A 21142-nucleotide genomic window follows, 5' to 3' on the forward strand; every position below is an offset into this window, starting at 1 on the left:
CCTAGGCTTAAGCATGCTTTTTGTGCTATAGCCTCCCAAGAAGTTTAGTAAACCAAAATAGCAGAACATGAGTAAACAAGCGACTTATAGTCTCTTCGAAGATGTGTGTAAATTCGTGGATGAGGCGGCTAGCTACATGCAGGTGCATCCAGGACTTTTAGAGCAAATTAAAGCCTGTAACAGTATTTTTCAGTTTAACTTTCCTTTAAAAAAAGCTGATGGATCCTACGAGGTGATGACGGGGTATCGCGTGCAGCATTCCCATCACAAGCTCCCTGTAAAGGGTGGGATCCGGTACAGTGAAAATGTGGAGCAAGAGGAAGTCAAAGGCCTTGCCGCCCTGATGACCTTTAAATGTGCGCTTGTAAATGTCCCTTTTGGAGGTGGTAAGGGAGGTGTCAAATTAGACCCAACCAAATACACGGCCGAGGAGTTAGAGCGTGTCACACGCCGCTACACCGCGGAGCTGATCAAAAAGAAATTTATCGGCCCGGCCATCGACGTTCCAGCACCGGATTACGGGACCAGCGCACGGGAAATGTCCTGGATCGTAGACACCTATGAAGCGTTTAATCCGGAGCTGATTAATGCCAAAGGCTGCGTCACAGGGAAACCCCTTTCTCAGCATGGTATCGACGGGAGAACAGAAGCTACGGGTTTAGGTGTCTTTTTTGGGATACGCGAGGCCTGCTCTGTGGCGGAAGACATGGAGGAAATAGGCTTGGAGCCAGGGCTCAAAGGAAAAAAAGTGATCGTGCAGGGACTTGGTAATGTGGGCTTTTATTCAGCCAAGTATCTCCAAGAGGCTGGAGCTAAAATCATCGGTGTAGCTGAATGGAATGGAGGTATCTTCGATGAAGCTGGCTTAGATGTCGAAGCACTAAAGGCATATCAAACCAAACATAAGACCTTTGAAGGTTTCGGTCGAGGAACTTTCGTGTCCGAAAGTTCGGAGCTACTCACCTATGCCTGTGACATCCTCATTCCAGCTGCTTTGGAAAATCAAATTACAAGCGAAAACGCTGGGGATATTCAAGCGAAAATCATCGCTGAAGCAGCGAATGGACCTGTGTCCCAAGCAGCAGAAAGTACACTTTTGGATAAAGGGATTCTGATACTACCCGATATGTACCTAAATGCAGGTGGGGTGACGGTTTCCTATTTCGAATGGTTGAAAAATCTCTCACGCGTTTCTTTTGGGAAACTGGAAAAGCGCTACGATATGGAAAAGTACCGAAAATTAATGGGGACGATCGAAAATGCAACAGGGGAACGCTTTACAGAAGATGAAAAGGAGGCCTTGATTCGCGGCGCCTCGGAAAGAGATCTGGTGATTTCGGGACTAGAAGAAACCATGGTTGACGCCTACCATAGCATGAATAACATGAGAAAAGCGAAGAAAATTAAAAGCCTTCGAACAGCAGCATTTATTCTTGCTTTACAGCGCATCGTCATCTCCTATACAGATCTCGGCATTTTCCCATAAAAGAGAACATGCACTTATTGGAAAATCGCATACACTTATGAAGTATTTTGATGCACTTGTAAATTCATCCGTGATGCATGCATTACACTTCGTACATTTGAACTATCAAAAGGAATTGAACCGGTAATCAAACCTCCTTATAGATAGCCATTATGTGTGGTCAGCCGATGGAAAAAGGCTGTAACCATGCCAGATCGGGTGATTTTTTTAGATTTAAACTTACCTAAGGAGAACTCTCATAAGTGGACTCCTTAGGGATTTTTTTTATAGGTGAAACCAACAGAATAACAAAAGCCCTAGCGCTTATTCCTTAAGAACAGGCGCCAGCACTTCTAATAGTTGTCTTGTGTTTTTTTGTAAGCTTTCCCAATCTATATGACCCGCTTTCCCCACTTCCTCTACCTGTGCCCATARCAGTCTCAGGGATATGCGCTGCCTGCGGCTGTAAAGCCCGTCCTGCTTCCTGAAGATGTATTTCCTGCTGCCTTTCGTCTTGAAAAGAGCGTTTGCGGAGGAGTAAATGCTGGCTTTCCATGCGCTTTAATAGGGGACTTAGCGTATTCGAGTTTAGGTGAAGGAGCTCGCTCAACTCCCGCATACTGACTTTTTCACGCTCCCAAAGGACAAGCATCACCAAATACTGTGGATAAGTCAGCCCTATAGCTTCTAAATGAGGCTGATACGCCCGCGTGAGCAAGCGCGATAAGGCGTAAAAAGGGAAACAAAGCTGCCGATTTAAGGAAAGATTCGTTTCCATGACTTATTTGGCTATGTAAGAGGCTATCTTCTCTGGTTTGGTCACCGGAGCAAAGCGCTTTACAGGCCGTCCTTGTTCATCAATTAGAAATTTAGTGAAGTTCCACTTGATGCTCGAGCCGAAAAGCCCACCCAACTGCTTTTTCAAGTATTTAAAAATCGGGTGTGCAGCATCGCCATTCACATCTACCTTAGCGAACATGGGAAAAGTAACCCCATAATTCAGAACACAGCCCGAAGCGATGCTAGACTCATCCCCAGGCTCTTGATTGCCGAATTGATTACACGGGAACCCTAAAATAACAAAATCTTTATCCTTGTATTTTTTATACAAGGCCTCCAGACCCTCAAACTGCGGCGTGAGCCCGCATTTGCTGGCGGTATTCACCACTAAGATCTTTTTTCCCTTGAATTCCTCCATGGAGATCTCCTTGCCTTGTAAGGTCGTCGCAGTAAAATCATAAAATCGCGTTGCTGCCATAGTCGTTTAATTCGTACGTGTAGGTTATGTTTCTCTACAAGCTACAACTCTTAAAAACCAGAAAAGGTTTAGCGCGGACGATTAAATCGCACACGATTGATTTAATTTTTACATGTTCTTGTGCGCCTACTTGAAAAGGTGTCCTAACCTGTACACCAAAACCCTAAGCCTGCATCAGAAGATAAAGTGCTCGCGCTGACGCTGAGGAGGTAGCTACTTTCAGTAATTTTTAAGGCCAGCAGCGCCACCTTCCTGACAGAGAAGAACACATAAAAAAACAGCTGGAAATTACTCCAGCTGTTCGATTCATTTCGTTGGTTTAGTGAAAAATTAATTAGGATTAAAAGGCAAAGAGGATTTATGTACGATGATACGCAGTTTTCCATCATCACCTTTTTTAAATACCCAAGTTTTGTCCACCATAATTTCATTTCCTTCTTTATCGGTCACATACACATTTCCCATCGTAATGGCAGTAGCACCGTAAATTTGGATTCCCTCACGTGAGCTTCCCAAGTTCTCGAAGCGGGCTTTCACATAAGGCGCTAGCGCAAATCCCTTGTCCTCTGGGAATTTATCACTTCCCCCCACGAAATAGGAGAGCGCGCCCTCCTTAGTGGTTCGGAACGTGTTCGTCCCGTAGGCTAAGGTCGGCTTAAAGAACACTTTTCCATACTGATAGTTGTAAGCCTCATCGATGACCTGCTCTGCATAGGCACGGTAATCCTGCCCCGCATCATAGCGTCGGCCTATTTCTACCAGAGCATCACACCAGGCATGTTGAGCAGCGAGTACCTCCTCGTAGGTAATAATCGTCGAAGCACCGTCCTCCACATACTGAAGCCTTAATTCTTCTACGATGCGCTGCACCTCTTCTTGCTGCTTGGTTAATTCAGAGGATTCTTTTTCTGGAGCCTGACAAGAAACCATCAGACCAAGGCTGCCAGCATGGCAAACCACTGCTTTTTAATTGTCATAAACGGGTAACTTAATAGAGTTAAATAAAATGAATAGATAGATAGTTTTTGTGAATCGAATGTCCACTCCCACTTATACTGTTATGCGTGTAAAAAGTTATATTTTTAGATGAAAATAAATTTAAAGAAACTCCCTACAATTTCTATAGAGAGTTATTAATTTATAAGCTTTGTATAATTAAAAAAGCATTCTAGCGCTTCCGGCTTCCAGGCTGATAAGACTCCTGCGCATGCTCCAAGACATCCTCCAGATAGTAGTGGACGGGCTTGAAATCACCCTGCACATACCGTTCCGCCTGATCATTAAAATGAGGAGAAGCAGGGTCTCCGCTTTGGCCCCCGGCCAAAAGGGACTTCGCCACCACGCGATCCCCGAACTCTACCGCAGCCACAAAACTGTTCCCCACATTTCCGTACCAGCGCTTGGTGTTCGGATAGGACCGGCTACCGTATGCGGCCAAACTACCCCACTGAGAGGAATTAAAGGGTACCGGAAGGCTCTCCTCTGCATCGCTGAAGGCGGGAGAAATGGAATTGTTGATCCGCTGAAAGCGATTGATCTCTCCCCAAGGGGTCTGCCAGCTGCCGAAATCATCCTCCAGCTTATCCAAGGCTTTTTTCAGAGCTTCTACCTGCATCTCTGCTGGCGCCGCCTCGGCTAAAAACTCAAAAACATAAGCATCCCAAGGACGGTCCAGTCGGCGGCCTGCGGCCAAAAGCGCCTGCCCATAATGCACGGCCACACTAGTGGCGATAGACTCCGTGCCCGTATGTAAATTCCAAGCCGTCAGGGTATCTATCGCCGCTTTGCCAAGGGCAAAAAAGGCATCCTCTTCACCTACTGTCTCACTAAAGGCTTTCGCCAGAGCTGGAATTAAGGCTCAAAGGCCAGTAATGCCGGATCATAGGCCACCTGAATGAGACCATCTAGGTCTAGCTTACCTGTCCGCTCGAGCACACGTACGGCATTAATCCCCCGTGCATTTTCGAGATCCCAAGCCACATAAGGGGGATAATCCTTCGGGTCAGGGCTCTCTTTTCCGGCGGCTGTAAAGGGGGTAGAATTACAGTTTTGTATCCAAGAAGTCGCTGGATTTTTAATGTAAATAAGCTCTTCTACCGCATGCAGCCCCTGCCAGTCCGTGGCTGGATTACTGCCATCACAGTGTTTCGCCAGTCAAAGAGAAGGATCCCGAACGGGCACAAAGTTTCCATGGTAGTAGGCGATCGTCCCGTCCTTATCTGCATACACGGTGCTGTTCGAGGAATTAGTCTGCAGCTGCATTGTCTGATGAAATTCGGCATGGTTGCGGGTTTTCGTCCGCATATAGGACTGTGTCAATGCTTTTTCTCGCTCCACCATCAGCGCGATGGCAATCCAGCGCTCGCCCTCAGCCCGAATTACAGGGCCGTGGTGGCTGTAAAAGGCCGTAAAATCACGTTCTGCCATGCTCCCATCCTCTTCCTTGTAGTTTAGACGAAGGGTTTTGGTTTCGAAGGGCTTCCACTCCGCGCCGTGGCGGTAAAAAAAGCCTTCTGAACGCTCCTCTACCTCCAAGCTAAACAGGTCGATGGCATCCGCCTTAGCACTGGTGTGCATCCAACCATTATGTGCATTAAATCCCTGATAGATAAAGAACTGCCCCCACGTTACGGCGCCGTACGCATTTAAGCCCTCCTCACTGACCATGTGCACCTCTGGACGAAAATAAAAGCTCGTATGCGGATTAATCATCAGCAGGGCATTGCCGCTGCTCGACTTTTCTGGGCCGATCGCGAACCCATTGGAGCCCTTAGGCTCTAACTCAAAATCCCGCTCCTCATACACCCAGGCGGTGTAAAAGCGGGATCATAAAACTCCTTTAAAGGATTTACCGGAATGGTTTCGATATCCCCTCCGATGCTACCCTCACTAAAGCTGAGCGCCATCCATGGCTCAAAACGGGTCAGCAGCATGGGCTCCACCTCCGGATGCGTATGCAGGTAGTAGTTGATACCATCCGCCCAAGCATCCATCAGCTCCCGCAGCCAGCGCGGACTAGCCGCATACTCCGCCCGCAAGTCCTCCTCATCGATGTAAAGGCGCATGCGTAAATCCACATACAACTTGCCGATGCCTTCCACCTCCGCCATTCGCCCCAGGGCATTAATGAAGTTCGTTTCCACCCGCTTAAAATCGTCTTCGCACTGGGCGTACACCATGCCGAAAACAGCGTCGGCATCCGTCTTCCCATACACATGGGGGACCCCGTAGTCGTCGCGGTGGATGGTGATGCGTTCCGCAAAGCCTTCCCAGCGGGCCTTTTCTTCAGGGCTGCTGGACTGGGCCTGAAGCGCACCACTTAACCAGAGGAAAATTACCCCCAGTAGCCAAAACATGTTTCCTTTTCGTATCATGTGCTTGTTTGTTGTCAAAATGCTCGGCGAGCAGGCGGGCTACCCCCCTGAAAGCATGTCGTAAAGCTAATTTCGGGGTAATATAGAGCCTAGGACGGGAATTCCAATAGCTAGCGTAGTTGCAGGTGCTGCGCTTTTACGGTCGGTAGCTGATGCATTTTACAGGCAGTTCAGTAGGAAAAAAGCGCTCGAAAGCGTAGTTTGGATGCTCGATTACCGATTAGACCCTATTCCTATGGCTTCACAGCACGCCTATGTGCGCTTTTTATCCATCACTGCTGCCCTCGGCGGCTTTTTATTTGGTTTTGACACCGCCGTGATCTCCGGCGCCGAACGCGAGATTCAGCTGGTCTGGCAGCTCGACGACTGGACTCATGGTCTGGCCGTAGCCATCGCCTTATACGGCACAGTGCTTGGCGCACTTTTCGGCGGCATTCCCGCAGATCTACTGGGAAGAAAAAAAGCACTGCTGGCCATCGGCCTACTCTATCTGTTGTCTGCCACTGGATCGGCCTTCGCTCCAGAAGTGTACAGCTTTATGTTTTTTCGCTTCCTCGGTGGGCTGGGGGTAGGGGCTTCCTCCGTGGTGGCGCCCATGTATATCGCCGAAATCGCTCCCGCACGGCAGCGGGGACAACTGGTCGCCATGTATCAGTTTAACATCGTACTGGGCATCCTGGTGGCCTATTTCTCCAATTACCTCATCGGAACGGCCGCACCCCCTTCCGCCTGGCGCTGGATGCTGGGGGTAGAGATTTTACCCGCCTTTTTCTATACCTTGCTCATGGTGCGCATCCCAGAAAGCCCTCGCTGGCTCTTAGCGAGCGCCAGGACTTCACTCAGGCACGTCTAATCCTGACCAAAACAGACCCCGAGGGCGTGGAGGCAGCACTTATTAAGGCCCAAAAAGAACTCCAGACGCTTCCCCCAAAAGCAGCTTTTCTGACGCTTTTCCAACCTGCTTTTCGACGTTCTACCGTCTTTGCGATGCTCATCGCCTTCTTTAACCAGCTTTCGGGCATTAACGCCGTCATTTATTTCGCACCACGCATTTTCGAGGCTGCAGGCTTACCCGCCGAAGACGCCCTTTTTTCCACCATCGGAATCGGGGTGGTAAACGTTTTGGCCACCTTAGCAGGCCTCTACCTCATCGATCGCCTCGGCCGACGCGTGCTGATGGGCATCGGCTCGGTGGGCTATGTGATTTCCCTCAGTCTGATGGCCTACAGCTACTTAGGGAGCGGCCTTCCCGAAGGACTTTTGCCCTTTTTCGTCTTTTTCTTCATCGCCTCCCATGCCATCGGACAGGGAGCTGTCATCTGGGTCTTTATCGGTGAGATGTTTCCGAACGCCCTCCGGGCAAAGGGCCAAGCGCTAGGCTGTGGCATCCACTGGGTGCTGGCCGCCCTGATCACCAATGTATTCCCCGCCCTCGTCAGCATCTTCGGTGCGGGCCAACTCTTTCTCTTTTTCGCAGGCATGATGCTCCTTCAGACCTTCTGGGTATGGAAATTTATGCCTGAAACGAAAGGCAAAAGCCTCGAGGAAGTACATCATTCACCTGCTAATTAATCACCAATGTCTAAAAAAATACTTTGCTACGGCGAAATGCTCTGGGATGACTTTCCGAGTGGCCGCGTCCCAGGTGGTGCCCCTTTGAATATCGCCTCTAACTTGATTCAGCTCGGGCTGCAGCCCATGCTCGTCAGCGCTGTAGGGCAGGATGCGGCAGGAGAGGAGCTGCTAAACCTTTTGCGCCAGCGCCAAATCCCCGAGACGTGGATACAGCAAAATAGGCTCTCCACCTCTCGTGTGCAAGTGGACGACAGCCAGCCCGAAGAGGTTCGCTATGAGATTTTATTTCCCGTCGCCTGGGATCGCATCGCCTGGAACGAGGCGCTCCGAGAAGCCGCTGAACAGGCTGATATGGTCATATTCGGTAGCCTCAGTCTGCGCCACCCCCAAAGCCTCGCCACCCTCCGACAGCTTCTAGCGCATACCTCCGCTCAGGTGATTTTCGATCTCAATCTGCGCCCTCCCTTCCTGCATTTTCCGGATGTAGAGGACTTTCTGCATCGGGCACAGCTGCTAAAAGTGAACGAAGAGGAGCTCCTTTTTCTCACGCGCTATCTGCTCGGAAATGCTTCAGCATCAGCTACGACGGAGACACTTGTGGCAGCTGCAGCGGCACTTTGTCAGCGCTATCAGTTAGCAGGAATTTGGCTCACCCGCGGCGGAGAAGGGGCGTACTGGCTGGCTCCTGATCGCGCGCCCCTGGCGCAAAAGGCCTATCCTGTGCAGGTGAAAGATACCGTAGGTGCCGGGGATGCCTTCCTCAGCGGTATGGTGGCAGGGCTGGCTGCCGAAAAGAGCGCAGCAGAAATCTTGGATTTTGCCGCCCGTCTGGGGGCTTTTGTGGCCAGCCAAAGTGGAGGCGCTCCACTGCATGATCCAGCAGCTATCGCCGCTCTTAAATACTAAGGCCAGCGTGAAGAAAAGGCACAAGTAAAAAAAAGTACGTTTAGCACTGTGATGCTAGGATTGTATGGCGTAAGTTTGTTTTTTTAATTGGTTAGACATGTTTTCATGATAGATACAGTAAAAATAGGAATCATCGGTTGTGGTAATTTAGGCAAAGCGATCGCCAGAGGGCTCTTGGAACAACCGGGTTTTCTGCCGGGGAACTTGCAGGTCACCCGTCGCAACACCGAGGCGCTGCGGGACTTAGCCGATCTGGGCGTTGCCGTACATACCGATAATGTGCAGCTGGCGCGCGAGGTGGATGTGCTTATTTTGGGTGTTAAACCCTTTAACATCGATAAAATCATGCGGCAAATCGCTCCTGTTTTAGAGGCAGATCGACAACTTTTGTTAAGCTTGGCCACAGGGATCACCTTGGAAGCATTGTACGCGCATGTACCAGAGCAGATGGCAGTGTACCGCGTGATGCCAAATATCGCAGCGGATATTCAAGAGTCAGTGACCTGCTTCTGTTCCCGGCATCAAGACCCGAAACAGGATGCCTTAGTGCGCGCCTTGATGAACGGGGTAGGGGAGAGCATCCAAATCGACGAGCCGCTGATGGAAGCTGCTACCGTGCTGGGAGCCTGCGGAATCGCCTATGTTTTGCGTTTTATGCGCGCCATGATTCAAGGCGGGATCCAAATCGGTTTCGATGCGAAAACAGCAGCAAAAATCGTGAATCAAACAGTGAAAGGGGCCGCTGAGCTTATGATCCAGCAGGATTTACATCCAGAGGCGGCCATCGATAAGGTGACGACGCCTAAAGGCTGTACGATCGTAGGTTTAAACGAAATGGAGCATCAAGGCTTCAGCTCTGCCTTAGTACGTGGTGTATTGGCTTCCTATAAAGATATCGAGAAGAAATAAACCGCGCTCCGCTTTTTATTTTTTGATAAAGCGCAGGTAGAGCGGTGGGGACAGGACACTGGGCCGTAGGGAAAGCAAATAGCTGCCTGCGGCCAAGTGGCTTATATCCCAGCGAAGCCGCTGTTCGCTAGCACTTTCGAGCAGCACCCCAGCGGGAGCCATGCGCTGCCCATTTAGCCCGATGATTTCCCAAGAAACCAGTAGGTTCAGGTCATAGCTTTCCGGTAGCTCTAAAATCAAATGATTTCCAGCAGGGTTCGGGTACAGCCGCAACTTCTCGCCGGGGCCAGCCTGAACTGGGGGTTCCTCCTCCCTTTGCGCGAGCGGAACCAAAACCTGCACCACATCCTCATATACGCGCCGTTCCACACGCTGCAGGGCATACTGTCGATCCAAAATAGGAAATGCATGCACCGGGCTGAAGGTAATGCGGGCAAACTCCTCGTTTTGTTGCTGTACTTTCTCTACGGTAACCTCTAAGTGGCCATAATGCTTGCCACCGCGTGTCAGCTGAGGAACACCATCGATAAGTTCCCAGACCTCGGGGGCATCCTGGTCCGCTGTCCACATCTTGAAGGGATTATAGCCTAAGGGTGCCGCACCAGCACCAAGCTTTCTTTTCGCTCACCTCTCAGGCCATCGCCCGCCACCCCCACATCGTAGTAGTGTACCCCACGGCTGCCGGGATTTTCCTGCACAAAACTACGTTCAAACAGTTCGCTGTGCCCACTAAAGACAGCGATCACACCATGTGCCTCGAAGAGCGGATGGTACACCTGCATCGGCGTGCCCCCCTGTCCGGAGGAAAGCACATGGTTCATCGGGAGCCCATGCTCACCACTCGAAAAGGGCGCATGATGAAACTGCACAAAAATCAATTGTCCCGCTTCCTCCGCAGCGGCCAGATGCTCCGCAGCCCATTCCCACTGTGCAGAGCCGACATTAAATGGCTCTAGGCCTTTGCCCCCCTGAGCCACAAACTCCTCCTGCGTAAAATTCGCCTGCGTATCCGTCCCCGGCCCTGTAAAATCGCGTCCGCGAAGACGGCTTTCCTCCGAGTAATTACTGCGCAGGTCCTCGGGTATGCCATTCGAGGAGTCCAGAGTCAGCACGGTGATGGGGCCATAGTCGATGCGATAGTAAGCCCGCGACTCCTCCTTGTCCTTGGCCTGCGGCAAAGGAAAATAGGCCTCAAATTTCTGTCGCCCCACTACCGGATTAAAAGCCCCCAAGCCATTAAAGCCATAGCCATTATTCAGCGTTCCGCCGAAATTTTCCCAGTTGCCGATCGCCGGAAACAGCGGCGTAGTGGTGAGTAGCTGATCGAAAGCGCCAGCATTATGGCGAAAAAACTCATCCCAGCCCGGCTGATAGCCGCCGCCCTGCACCAGATCACCGGGCATCAGGATAAAATGTGGCTTGCGGCTCCGCATGATGCGGATGTTTTCGCTGTAGCCCTCCGTCTCTGTCAGCGGGTAACGCAGCGTGGGAATGTTTCCGGGCAGCGTGGCCGTTCCGAAGGTACGTGCCCAGTTCGAGTCGCTTAGCTCAGGGCGGGCACTCCCCGGAGCGAGGGCTCCCACCTCCCATTCACGGCGAAGTACGCGGCCCAACGGTTCCGTTTCCGCATCTGCTAATGCCATAAAGGTGATTTTTTGCCAGTTGTCCTTGTCAGGAGGGCTTTGGAATGAGGCCGAAAAGGTGCTTCCGCCTAAAGTGACCCGATAGGTATACGTGGCGTCCGGGGTCAGTGGTGGCAGCTGTATGCGGTAGCGGTAGTTGCTGTCCCTCAGCAACCAATCTTCTGGCCGCAATCCGCCGGGAAGCTGTTGCGCTTTCTCAGCGGGCGTATAGCCTAGCTTAGGAAAAAAGATCCCGGATATATTTTCTTCGCGTAAGACATTTCCTTCGGCATCTTCGAGACGAAAGGTGCTTGTTCCAGCCGTTTCGGACCACCAAGTAAGTATAAATGCGCCAGACTCGCTGCCATTTAGGTACGGCAAAACCCGAAATGCGCTGTGGTTTTGTGCCTGAAGCGCCGGACAAAACCTCAAAAGCAGAAAACTAAAGAATAAAATGAGGAAATAGCGCATAAAAGTAAGCGGTTATACTGAGTTTTTCAATTCCACAAAAATAAGTATAAATCTAAAATAAAAAAGCTGCCAAATAGTATCGGCAGCTTTTTTTTACTTTGCGCCTGGGAAGGCGCTTAATGAACCATATAAAAAACGCTCCATGTCGGAGAATTTTACACACAAAAATATAAAAATTTTATCAAATCGAAAGTTATCGCAGGAATTAAGTTGAGATAAGAAACTCTTTTAATAGAAAAATTATATTATTGGTCTCGATAAAGCACTATTTCGTTAGGGTTTGTCGGTTGACTGGATCATTCGTACACTTTTTCCCCTTTTTTCAACCAAATCCCCCAGCTTTTGCTGTACGTGTGCACTTGTTTCGTGGGCACTTCGCCCTTTACCAGCGTCTGTTCTTCATTCGCCCAGTGAATGATGCCACCGTACAAATTATACACCTCTTGAAAGCCAGCCGCCTGCAGTTGTTTCCCGATCGCTTGGCTGCGTGCACCCACGGTGCAGTAGACCACGACAGGTTTTGACTTGTCAAGGCCCGCTACGCGCTCCAGCGAAAAATCGTCATACCCCACCCAGCGAGCGCCTGGAAGATGCGAAACGGCGTATTCGTGCCGCTCCCGAGTATCTAAAAGCGTATAGGCATCGGGCTTTTCAGCCACTTTATCGCTATGGACCACTGGGAAATCACTGTCGTAAAGTCCCTTTAAAAGTGTTTTGTACGCGAAACTTTGCGCTTGGGAAGTAAATCCTAAAGCCATACACACAAGAAAGAATAGATAAAAACGGAGACGCTCCATACAGCTTCTTAGCTACTGCTCGGCTGCTTATCCATAAAAGTCGGATAGGCGGGCCAAAGCTTTCTTATCATTTACGATAATTTTCTTTCCCTGGAACGTGATCAGCTTGTCTTTTTTAAATTCGGACAACAGGCGAATCACCGTTTCCGTGGCCGTACCCACTAAGCCAGCGATTTCCTCCCGCGTGAGTACGATGTCGATTTTCTCCCCTTCTGTACCATCTACGCCATAAGACTCACTGAGCATGAGGAGCGTGAACGCTAAGCGCTCCCGGATCGATTTTTGGGTAGCATCTGTGAGCTGGTTTTCCATCATACCCAAATCATTACAGAGCGCCTTCGTGATTTTTCGGTGAAAGCCTGTATCTTCTGCCAGTACCTTTAAGAACGTATCCTTGGGCACAAAGCAAATATTCGCATCCTCCACGATGGTGGCTGAATTCGTGTAGGTCTCCTCTCCCAAAAGGCTCGTGTATCCTAAAAAATCACCCTTTTTTGCCAAGCGTGTAATTTGCTCCTTGCCATTCGAGGCTGTTTTAAAGACTTTCACCACCCCATCGCTGACACAAAATACCCCAAGAGGCTTGGTGCCCTCGTAATAAAGTATTTGTCCCTTTTTATGCGTGATATGGTTTTTACTTTCGGAAAGCTGACACAACTGCTGTTCTTTTAAATCTGAGAACAAAGAAAATTTTCTACTCACACAGAGTTCGCAGGGGCTGGATTTCGTTTGTGGCTTCATAATGCTTCGGTAATACTACTGGCAAAATTAAAATTCTAATTTAAGAAAAATGCTGATAAAAGTCAGCTTTCTGTGGATGAAAATTTAGGTACCTGCCGGATTTGGCTGATTTCGCCGCGCTGCCTGTCATAGCGTAAAAAGAGATGCTTGTGCCCATTCGTGATGCCTAAAAAAGGAGCATGCAAGACCGCATTATAAGTACAGAGCTGCTTGAGCGTCGCCTGACTGAGTGCCACCTCTGGGGCTTTACACTCGATAAGTAAAAAGGGTGCCCCCTCCCGATCTCGTACTAAAATATCTGTGCGCTTCGCCAATCCATTAAACTGAAGCCCTTTTTCTACCCCGATTAAGGCCTTCGGATACGCATAAAGCTGCACCAGAGCCTGAATCATGTGTTGACGCACCCATTCCTCAGGGGTGCAGACCAACCATTTTTTGCGCAGCGCATCTAAAATCAGGTACTGCCCTTCTTCTTCGCGGTAGCGGATGCCTAGGGAGGGGAAATTCAGATCTGGAAAGGGGCGCGGGGCTGCTTGCATGGCACAAATATCCCTTCTTTCCGCTCCTCCTACAAGGGGGTAGCGCCTTAATTTAGGCAGAAGCCCCCTAAATTTCCCGAAAAAATCCCTCGTGTATCGACTTATCGGCGAGGAGATTCAGTGGAAAGCCACAAGAATCCTACGCATAAGGGGAACTTTTTCGCCGTCTTTTCCTATTTTCGTAAAAAAAAGACTATGTACATCGGCTTACAGCATGCGCATTCTGGACTGGCCTATCTGGCGCTCCTCGCCCTCATCGGCGTTATTTTCTATGCCCTCTATGGCGCCCTCACGGGCAAAGGTTTCACTGAAAAAGACCGTAAAATCGCCATGGTTGCCTTTATTTTGGCACATATTCAGCTCCTTATCGGCCTTATTTTGTATTTTGTAAGTCCGAAGGGCTATTCCCTTTTGGCCTCTGGTTCCGCTATGGGAGACGCAGCTGCCCGCCTCACCGCTCTAGAACATCCTGTGATAAATATCATCGCCATCGTGCTGATTTCGGTAGGTTACATACGTGCAAAAAAACTTACTGTGGACACTGCCCGCTTTCGCTCCATTTACATGTTTTATGCGATCGGCTTGGTCCTCATTCTTTCCCGAATTCCATGGACCAGCTGGCTGGGTTAAGTAGCCATTAGCTCCCTTATAGACCGAGATTCCCTCTGGAGTCTCGGTTTTTTCGGCCAAGGGGCCAAAGGGAAAGCGAAAAGTACCCGCTTCCAAAAACCTAAGAAAGCTGTTAAATCCAAATAATTCACCGTTTAAGGCTGATTTTTTGTCCACTATGTGCGGTTTTGAACGCTTTACATGCGGTGTAAAAAATTTTCTATTAAAAAAACCTTAGAAACTTTGAACTATCTGAAAGTTTCCTGAGTTTTGCATCCGATTACTAGACCCTGAGGGAATTGGAGACAAGAGAAAAGATCATGAAAGTGGCCACCGAGCAGTTTATGCATTTTGGGATTCGGGCGATAACCATGGACGATATCGCGCGCCTATCGGGGGTCTCGAAGAAGACGATTTACCAGGAGTTTGGAGATAAAAACCAACTCGTATATGCCTGTTTCGAGCAGGAGCTTCAGGAGGATGCCTGCCTGATGGAGGAAGGACTGGAGAAGCCAGATTTCGATGTGCTGCACACCTTAGTGGGACAGACACAGCATATTCGCAAGCGTTTCAGCACCTTTAATCCGCTGGTGCTGCATGAACTTCAGCGCTACTTTCCGAGCTGCTGGGAGCTGTTCGAGAACTTTAAGCGAGAGGTGATCTTGAAGCATATCAAGTTCCTGCTGGAAAAGGGGAAGGAGCAGGGCTACTTTCGTGCCGAGATCGATACCCGGATTTTGGCGCACATGCGCCTAGAGCAGACCATGGACACCTTCGATCCCTTAAAATTTCCTCCCACGCAGTTCGATCAGGTGACGTTACAACTTGAAATTTTCGACCATTTTATACATGGAATCCTCTCTGATAAGGGGAGGGAAGCCTACCTATCCTTAAAGCAAACCAATTAAATGCTATGAAATCAATACGAAACGGGCTGCTGCTGGCGCTCTTGTTTGTCACCCCACTTTTAGCGCAGCAGAAGGTAAGCCTGACACTGAAAGATGCAGTGGAATATGCGCTCGAGAATAATGTGGAGGCGAAAAATGCCAAGCTGGAAAATCTAGCAGCGCAGGCGATCATTCGCGAGAACCTCTCCAGAGGCTTACCGCAGGTGAATGCCACCTTTGATTTTACCCATAACTTAGCGATTCCGGTCATCTTCCTTCCTGGAGGAATCGACTTTGGACTCCCGGGAGATAATGGAAATGGTGGAGGAGGCCAAGATGTGCAGGAAGTACGTTTCGGGGTGGATTACCAGTCCAGTCTCAACCTGCGCGTCGATCAGATGATTTTCGATGGTTCCTATTTCGTCGGCTTGAAAGCGGCGCGAACACTTAGTCAGCTGACCAAATTCGACGAAGAAAAGGCCCAAAACGATGTGATCGAAAATATCAAAAAAGCCTATTACACAGTCATGGTGAATGAGGAACGTAGGAAATTACTGGAGGCTAATCTTGGGCGCCTGGATGCACTCTTAAAGGAAACCGAAGCACTTTTTGAGGCTGGTTTTGCTGAAAAACTAGAGGTTTCGCGTGTGAAAGTGCAGCGAAACAACTTAAAAGCGGATTTAGATCGTATCGTGTCTGCTTCGCGTGTGTCGAAACAGTTGCTGAAGTTACAGTTAGGGCTCCCCCAAAACTTAGATCTGGAGCTTTTAGAGACGCTAGAGGAAATGAATAAGCCCGAGGAGCTAGCCGAACTCTTAGCGAATAATGGCTACCGCCGCGTGGAGGTAGATCAGTTGGAGAAAAACCTCGAGTTGGCTGAATTGGAAAAAAGAAATAACCTGGTACAGTATATCCCTACGCTGAACGGTTTTCTGACCTATCAGCGTGCGGGGGCGGCATTAGACTTTAATAACATCTTCCGAAATGACTGGTTTACGGGTGCTTTTGTGGGGGTGACGATGAACATTCCGATATTCGATGGCTTCCAGAAGCGGCAGTCGGATACAGCAAAATCGCGTTCAAATCAAGCAGCTCGAAAATCAGCGTTATTTCTTGAGTGAAAACATCCTACTGGAGCAGCTGCAGGCGAAGGAAGAGCTGCGTGCCACGTTAGAGATACTGGAAGTGCAGCGCGAAAATAAGGCATTAGCACTAGAAGTTTTCGAAATGACGAAAACCAAATACACCGAAGGCGTAGGGGCTAATCTAGAAGTAGTGGAAGCAGATGCGGCGTTAAAAGAAGCGAGGCTAATTATTACGCAGCGCTTTACGATGCCTTAGTGGCGAAAGTGGATTTAGAAAAAGCATTAGGAATTTTATAAGCAATACGCATTTAATCAAACGATCATATGAAACGTTTTTCACGCATGGGCAGCTTGGTGCTGCTGGCTGTAATCGGATTTAGCTGCGGCTCTGAGGATGAGCTGAGCGAAAAGAAAGCTGCCTTAGAGTCTTTAAAGAAGGAGTATGCAGCGCTAGCAACAGAAATCGAGGCGCTCGAAAAAGAGGTGGCGGCATTAGACCCTGAGTTTGGGAAAGAAACCCGCAAAACTGTTTTGATTACAACTGTAGAAGCGGAAAAAGGTACTTTCCAGCATTTTGTAGAGGTTTCTGGTGCGGTGCTTTCGAAAAAGAATGTAAATATATCAGGTGAGGTTTCTGGCCGCGTGCAGGAAATCGTCGCTGTGGAAGGCATGCAGGTGAAAAAAGGCGCAGTGCTGGCCCGTATAGATGCGGAATCGGTGCAGCGTAACATGGAAGAGCTGGAGACACAGCTGGACCTCGCGCGCACGGTGTTCGAAAAACAGGAGCGCCTCTGGGAACAAGAGATCGGAACGGAAATCCAATACCTCGAAGCGAAGAACCGCAAGGAGCAGTTGGAAAAAAACTTGGCCTCCCTCCAAACACAGATGGACCGTACCACCATCCGTGCACCCTTTAACGGTACGGTGGAGATGGTAAATGTACGCCTCGGGGAGCTGGTGCAGCCGGGCACACCCATGTTCCAGTTTATCGGCGACAGCGACCTATTCATAGAGGCAGACCTCAGCGAGCGCTACATCGGCTCTATCAGCAGAAACGATGAGGTAGAAGTACGTTTCCCTTCATTAGGGGTAGCAGAAACGACCAAGGTGACGGCTGTCGGCGCGGTGATTAACCAAAATAACAGGACGTTTAAAGTCGAGGCCCGTTTACCGGATTTGCCGAAGGCGAAACCAAACATGATCGCGGTGCTTCGTGTCCGCGATTATCAGGCAGAGGATGCCGTCATCATTCCGAACTACCTGATTTTACAGGATAACAAGGGCGACTATGTCTATGTGGTCGAGTCTGGGCAGAGTAAAAAGCGCTACATCAAGCGCGGCATGGTCTACCAGGAACGTACCGAAATCCTCGAAGGCCTTCAGGGCGGCGAGACCCTAGTGGATAAGGGATTCCGCGACGTAGGGGATAATTTTAATGTAAGCATCGCATCTTAAGCCAATCGAAATCGCGAGATGGAAGAGAATAAGCAGAAAAAAGAGGTAATTCGGGAGTTTGGCCTGAGTTCCCTCTCGATCGATAACCAAACCTCGGTGGTGATCCTGGCGGTCATCATCACGGCACTCGGAATTTTAGCCTACACAACCATGCCGAAGGAGAGCTTTCCAGAGATCGTCATCCCGACGGTCTATGTGGGAACGGCCTATCCGGGAAACTCTCCCGTGGACATGGAAAACCTGATCACCCGGCCGATCGAAAAAGAGCTGAAGTCCATTAATAACGTAAAGGACATCAAGTCCACCTCCGTACAGGATTTTTCCTCGATCGTAATCGAATTTAACCCCGGTGTAGAAATTTCCCGCGCCATACAGGACGTAAAAGATGCGGTGGATAAGGCTAAAAGCGAATTGCCAAGTGACCTGGATCAGGATCCGGATGTAATCGAGGTGAATACTTCGGATTTTCCGATTATGAACGTCAACTTATCGGGCGATTTTTCTCCGGAGGAGTTGAAAAAATTCGGAGAGTACCTCGAAGACGAGATTGAAAAGCTCTCCGAGGTCAGTAAGGCAGAGCTTCGAGGTACCATCGAGCGTGAAATCCGTGTCGACGCAGATATCTACAAGATGGAAGCCCTCGGCGTGTCCTTTTCGGATATCTCCGATGCGATTTCACAAGAAAATGTGACCATCTCAGGGGGAAATGTCTTGGCGGGAGATTTCCGCCGTTCCCTGCGTATCACCGGAGAGTTTAAGCACCCCGATGAGCTGAATGAGATCATCATCAAGACGGAAAACAATAAAATCGTCTACCTGAAAGACGTAGCAGAGGTGCGTGATACCTATAAGGAGCGCGCTTCCTATGCACGGAGTAACACCCTCCCGGTAGTGACTGTAAACGTGGTCAAGCGAAGTGGTGAAAATCTCTTGGATGCTTCCGATAAAATTAAGGCGCTAATCGAGCGCGCCCAGCGCGACCGCTTTCCGGAGAACCTAGAAATCAGCATCACGAATGACCAGTCCAAGCAGACCCGCTCGCAGGTAAAGGACTTGGAAAACAGCATCATCTTCGGGATTATCCTGGTGGTACTGGTGCTGATGTTCTTCCTTGGCTTCCGAAATGCACTCTTCGTAGGGGTAGCCATCCCGCTTTCCATGTTCATCTCCTTCTTGATTCTGAACTCCTTCGGGGTGACACTGAACCTGATGGTGCTCTTCTCGCTGATTCTAGCACTCGGCATGCTCGTGGATAATGGCATCGTGGTGGTGGAAAATATTTACCGCCTGATGCAGGAGGGTAAAAGCCCCATCCGCGCAGCCAAAGAAGGGGTAGGAGAGGTCGCCTGGCCGATCATCACCTCTACGGCTACCACGCTGGCAGCCTTTTTGCCCTTAGCCTTCTGGGATGATATCATCGGAGAGTTTATGAAGTACCTGCCGATCACACTGATCATCGTGCTTTCTTCCTCTCTCTTTGTAGCACTCGTCGTGAACCCCGTGCTGACCTCCCTCTTTATGAAGGTGCAGGACGTGGATGCACAAAAGCCTAAGCAGCGGCCACTCATCATAGCGGGCACCCTAGCCGTCATCGCGATCATTTCTTACAGCGCGGGATGGAACGCCATGGGCAGCATCACGGCAGTAGCTTCCCTCTTTACGGTCTTTAATGTGTTTTTCCTCCGCGGAGCGATTCGCTGGTTCCAAAATGTATTCCTCGTTTACCTGGAAAACATCTATGAGCGCACGCTGATTTTTGCCCTGAAGGGCAAAAACCCTTACCTGTTCTTCTTCGGGATGATCCTGCTGCTCTTTTTGTCCGTAGTCCTGCTGGGCATCCGCTCGCCGAAGGTGCTTTTCTTCCCAGATAACCAGCCTGCACTAGTGAACGTGTTTATCGAAAAGCCGATCGGGACAGACACGGAGGCGACGAACTCCTTTATGCTGAGCATGGAGCAGGAGCTCTTCGAGGTGCTCAAGCCTTACGAGGAAATCATCGAGTCCATCATCACACAGGTGGGCGAGGGTACAGGAGATCAGTCCGAAGGTCCTAGCACGGCCGCTACGCCGCATAAGGCGAAAGTGACCATTTCCTTCGTGGAGTACCAGTTCCGCCAAGGCCTAAACACGAACCGCGCCATGGAAGACATCCGTCGCCTGGTAGAAAAATATCCTGGCATTCTCGCTACGGTAGATAAACAGCGAAATGGACCGCCTGTCGGCAAAGCCATCAACCTGGAGGCCAGCGGCGAGGATTTCGAAGAGCTTATCTTCTTCACCCAAGGGATGCGCGAATACCTATCCAGCGCTAACATCCCCGGTGTAGAGGAGCTTAAAAGTGACCTGGAGCTGGGTAGCCTGAGGTGGTGCTCAGCATCGACCGCGATAAAGCCAGACGCTTCGGCTTGTCCACCGTGACGATCGCCAATGAGCTGCGTACCGCACTGTTCGGCCAGGAAGTGAGCAAGTACAAGGAGGGTGAGGATGACTTCCCGATTCAGCTGCGCCTGATGGACGAGTACCGCTACGACCTCACGGCACTCCTGAATAAGAAAATTAATTTCCGTGATAAGTTCGGGAACCAAAAGGTGATTCCTATCTCCGCAGTCGCTGACCTCAGCTATGGTTCTACCTACGGATCGGTGAAACGTAAAGACCTCAACAAGGTGATTTCCATCTTCTCGAATGTGACCGATGGCTATAACCCGACCGAGATAAATGAGCAACTGAAGGCGATGGTGGCCAATTATGACATTCCGGAGGGCATCACCGTTCGCTTTACAGGGGAACAGGAAGAGCAGGCGAAATCTTCCGCCTTCCTACTGCGCGCACTGGCTATCGCGATTTCGGTGATCTTCTTTATCATCGTAGCACAGTTTAACTCAGTGACGACGCCCTTTATCATCTTGGCCTCCGTCGTGCTCAGTACCATCGGGGTGTTCTTGGGACTCGTGGCCTTTAATATGGATTTCGTGGTGATCATGACAGGTATTGGGATCATTTCCCTGGCTGGGGTAGTGGTAAATAATGCCATCGTACTGATCGACTACACGAACCTGGTGCGCACGCGCAAAAGAGAAGAACTCGGTCTCCAAGAGAATGAGTACCTGAGCTACGAAGACCTACTCGCCAGCATCGTTCAGGGGGGCAAAACCCGTCTGCGCCCTGTACTGCTGACAGCCATCACCACCGTACTGGGCTTGATTCCGCTAGCCATCGGGATGAACATTAATTTCGCCACCTTGCTGACGGAGTTTGACGCTCAGTTTTATGTGGGAGGAGATAACGCAGATTTCTGGGGCCCAATGGCTTGGACCGTTATTTTTGGCTTAACCTTTGCTACGTTCCTTACGTTAGTCATTGTACCAGTGATGTATTTGCTTGCTGATAAAGCGAATATCTTACTGCGAAGATTGAAATAGATAAATAAAGGTTGGTGGTTTTTTAAC

At 49.8% G+C, this 21142-nt stretch carries 16 protein-coding genes and 4 pseudogenes; 9 read left to right on the plus strand and 11 right to left on the minus strand.

All coding sequences use genetic code 11. From position 1 onward, the window contains the following. Window positions 1-67: 67 nt before the first annotated feature. Window positions 68-1486: a Glu/Leu/Phe/Val family dehydrogenase gene (locus A3SI_RS03030; RefSeq protein ID WP_009053574.1), complete on the plus strand. Its 1419-nt coding sequence runs from the start codon at window positions 68-70 to the stop codon at window positions 1484-1486. 310 nt (window positions 1487-1796) lie between these two features. Here A3SI_RS03030 and A3SI_RS03035 read toward each other — a convergent pair whose 3' ends face one another. The 6 genes and pseudogenes from A3SI_RS03035 to A3SI_RS22090 form a co-directional block, all read right to left on the minus strand. Beyond that, window positions 1797-2243, minus strand: a complete 447-nt coding sequence (locus A3SI_RS03035; RefSeq protein WP_009053575.1) for a MarR family winged helix-turn-helix transcriptional regulator — start codon at window positions 2241-2243, stop codon at window positions 1797-1799. 3 nt (window positions 2244-2246) lie between these two features. Further along, a complete protein-coding gene (locus A3SI_RS03040; RefSeq protein WP_009053576.1) occupies window positions 2247-2723 on the minus strand; it encodes a glutathione peroxidase in 477 nt (158 codons plus the stop codon). A gap of 330 nt (window positions 2724-3053) precedes the next feature. Continuing rightward, complete coding sequence (locus A3SI_RS03045) at window positions 3054-3683, minus strand: hypothetical protein (RefSeq protein WP_009053577.1); 630 nt, start codon at window positions 3681-3683, stop codon at window positions 3054-3056. A gap of 208 nt (window positions 3684-3891) precedes the next feature. After that, entirely contained in the window at window positions 3892-4575 is a 684-nt protein-coding gene (locus tag A3SI_RS22080) for a penicillin acylase family protein (protein ID WP_316929059.1), read from the minus strand. Further along, window positions 4575-5528: pseudogene (locus tag A3SI_RS22085) on the minus strand (penicillin acylase family protein). Before A3SI_RS22085 ends, A3SI_RS22080 begins: the two are co-directional and overlap by 1 nt. Then, window positions 5501-6097 (minus strand): penicillin acylase family protein, encoded by a 597-nt coding sequence (locus A3SI_RS22090; RefSeq protein ID WP_316929054.1) that lies wholly within the window; start codon window positions 6095-6097, stop codon window positions 5501-5503. Before A3SI_RS22090 ends, A3SI_RS22085 begins: the two are co-directional and overlap by 28 nt. 235 nt (window positions 6098-6332) lie before the next feature. On the opposite strand from A3SI_RS22090, the pseudogene A3SI_RS03055 reads away from it, so the two are divergent. The 3 genes and pseudogenes from A3SI_RS03055 (at window position 6333) to proC (ending at window position 9487) form a co-directional block, all read left to right on the plus strand. Then, window positions 6333-7669, plus strand: a pseudogene (locus A3SI_RS03055) (sugar porter family MFS transporter). Window positions 7670-7675: 6 nt separating this feature from the next. Further along, window positions 7676-8578, plus strand: coding sequence for a PfkB family carbohydrate kinase (locus A3SI_RS03060; RefSeq protein ID WP_040669996.1), 903 nt, complete (start codon window positions 7676-7678; stop codon window positions 8576-8578). A gap of 105 nt (window positions 8579-8683) precedes the next feature. Further along, window positions 8684-9487 carry a pyrroline-5-carboxylate reductase gene (gene proC, locus A3SI_RS03065; RefSeq protein WP_009053580.1) on the plus strand — a complete coding sequence of 268 codons (804 nt, stop codon included), beginning with the start codon at window positions 8684-8686 and terminating at the stop codon, window positions 9485-9487. A 15-nt stretch (window positions 9488-9502) separates the two neighbouring features. Here the strand turns inward: proC and A3SI_RS17015 are convergent, their stop codons facing one another. The 5 genes from A3SI_RS17015 to A3SI_RS03085 all read right to left on the minus strand — a co-directional run bounded on the left by A3SI_RS17015 (window position 9503) and on the right by A3SI_RS03085 (window position 13657). Then, window positions 9503-10057, minus strand: a complete 555-nt coding sequence (locus tag A3SI_RS17015) for a T9SS type A sorting domain-containing protein (RefSeq protein ID WP_050977349.1) — start codon at window positions 10055-10057, stop codon at window positions 9503-9505. A 17-nt stretch (window positions 10058-10074) separates the two neighbouring features. After that, window positions 10075-11580 carry a metallophosphoesterase family protein gene (locus A3SI_RS03070; RefSeq protein ID WP_050977350.1) on the minus strand — a complete coding sequence of 502 codons (1506 nt, stop codon included), beginning with the start codon at window positions 11578-11580 and terminating at the stop codon, window positions 10075-10077. A gap of 296 nt (window positions 11581-11876) precedes the next feature. Next, entirely contained in the window at window positions 11877-12377 is a 501-nt protein-coding gene (locus A3SI_RS03075; RefSeq protein ID WP_009053581.1) for a rhodanese-like domain-containing protein, read from the minus strand. Between the two features lie 27 nt (window positions 12378-12404). Then, window positions 12405-13118 (minus strand): Crp/Fnr family transcriptional regulator, encoded by a 714-nt coding sequence (locus A3SI_RS03080; RefSeq protein WP_040669998.1) that lies wholly within the window; start codon window positions 13116-13118, stop codon window positions 12405-12407. A gap of 62 nt (window positions 13119-13180) precedes the next feature. Further along, window positions 13181-13657 (minus strand): type I restriction enzyme HsdR N-terminal domain-containing protein, encoded by a 477-nt coding sequence (locus A3SI_RS03085; protein ID WP_009053583.1) that lies wholly within the window; start codon window positions 13655-13657, stop codon window positions 13181-13183. Window positions 13658-13852: 195 nt separating this feature from the next. Here A3SI_RS03085 and A3SI_RS03090 point away from each other — a divergent pair, with 195 nt between their 5' ends. The 5 genes and pseudogenes from A3SI_RS03090 (at window position 13853) to A3SI_RS03110 (ending at window position 21115) form a co-directional block, all read left to right on the plus strand. Beyond that, window positions 13853-14287: a hypothetical protein gene (locus A3SI_RS03090; RefSeq protein ID WP_040670012.1), complete on the plus strand. Its 435-nt coding sequence runs from the start codon at window positions 13853-13855 to the stop codon at window positions 14285-14287. Between the two features lie 299 nt (window positions 14288-14586). After that, window positions 14587-15174 carry a TetR/AcrR family transcriptional regulator gene (locus tag A3SI_RS03095; RefSeq protein WP_009053585.1) on the plus strand — a complete coding sequence of 196 codons (588 nt, stop codon included), beginning with the start codon at window positions 14587-14589 and terminating at the stop codon, window positions 15172-15174. Between the two features lie 5 nt (window positions 15175-15179). Beyond that, window positions 15180-16494, plus strand: a pseudogene (locus A3SI_RS03100) (TolC family protein). Between the two features lie 68 nt (window positions 16495-16562). Beyond that, a complete protein-coding gene (locus A3SI_RS03105) occupies window positions 16563-17693 on the plus strand; it encodes an efflux RND transporter periplasmic adaptor subunit (protein ID WP_009053586.1) in 1131 nt (376 codons plus the stop codon). An 18-nt stretch (window positions 17694-17711) separates the two neighbouring features. Then, a pseudogene (locus A3SI_RS03110) lies at window positions 17712-21115 on the plus strand (efflux RND transporter permease subunit). Window positions 21116-21142 lie beyond the last annotated feature (27 nt).

This window comes from Nitritalea halalkaliphila LW7 (assembly GCF_000265075.1).
Taxonomy (GTDB): domain Bacteria; phylum Bacteroidota; class Bacteroidia; order Cytophagales; family Cyclobacteriaceae; genus Nitritalea; species Nitritalea halalkaliphila.

Excerpts from the sequence above, each read along its gene's own strand:
- A3SI_RS03030 (WP_009053574.1), top strand. The coding sequence starts at position 68 with ATGAGTAAACAAGCGACTTATAGTCTCTTCGAAGATGTGTGTAAATTC.
- A3SI_RS03040 (WP_009053576.1), bottom strand. The coding sequence starts at position 2,723 with ATGGCAGCAACGCGATTTTATGATTTTACTGCGACGACCTTACAAGGC.
- A3SI_RS22090 (WP_316929054.1), bottom strand. The coding sequence starts at position 6,097 with ATGATACGAAAAGGAAACATGTTTTGGCTACTGGGGGTAATTTTCCTC.
- A3SI_RS03060 (WP_040669996.1), top strand. The coding sequence starts at position 7,676 with ATGTCTAAAAAAATACTTTGCTACGGCGAAATGCTCTGGGATGACTTT.
- proC (WP_009053580.1), top strand. The coding sequence starts at position 8,684 with ATGATAGATACAGTAAAAATAGGAATCATCGGTTGTGGTAATTTAGGC.
- A3SI_RS17015 (WP_050977349.1), bottom strand. The coding sequence starts at position 10,057 with ATGTGGACAGCGGACCAGGATGCCCCCGAGGTCTGGGAACTTATCGAT.
- A3SI_RS03070 (WP_050977350.1), bottom strand. The coding sequence starts at position 11,580 with ATGCGCTATTTCCTCATTTTATTCTTTAGTTTTCTGCTTTTGAGGTTT.
- A3SI_RS03075 (WP_009053581.1), bottom strand. The coding sequence starts at position 12,377 with ATGGAGCGTCTCCGTTTTTATCTATTCTTTCTTGTGTGTATGGCTTTA.
- A3SI_RS03080 (WP_040669998.1), bottom strand. The coding sequence starts at position 13,118 with ATGAAGCCACAAACGAAATCCAGCCCCTGCGAACTCTGTGTGAGTAGA.
- A3SI_RS03085 (WP_009053583.1), bottom strand. The coding sequence starts at position 13,657 with ATGCAAGCAGCCCCGCGCCCCTTTCCAGATCTGAATTTCCCCTCCCTA.
- A3SI_RS03090 (WP_040670012.1), top strand. The coding sequence starts at position 13,853 with ATGTACATCGGCTTACAGCATGCGCATTCTGGACTGGCCTATCTGGCG.
- A3SI_RS03095 (WP_009053585.1), top strand. The coding sequence starts at position 14,587 with ATGAAAGTGGCCACCGAGCAGTTTATGCATTTTGGGATTCGGGCGATA.
- A3SI_RS03105 (WP_009053586.1), top strand. The coding sequence starts at position 16,563 with ATGAAACGTTTTTCACGCATGGGCAGCTTGGTGCTGCTGGCTGTAATC.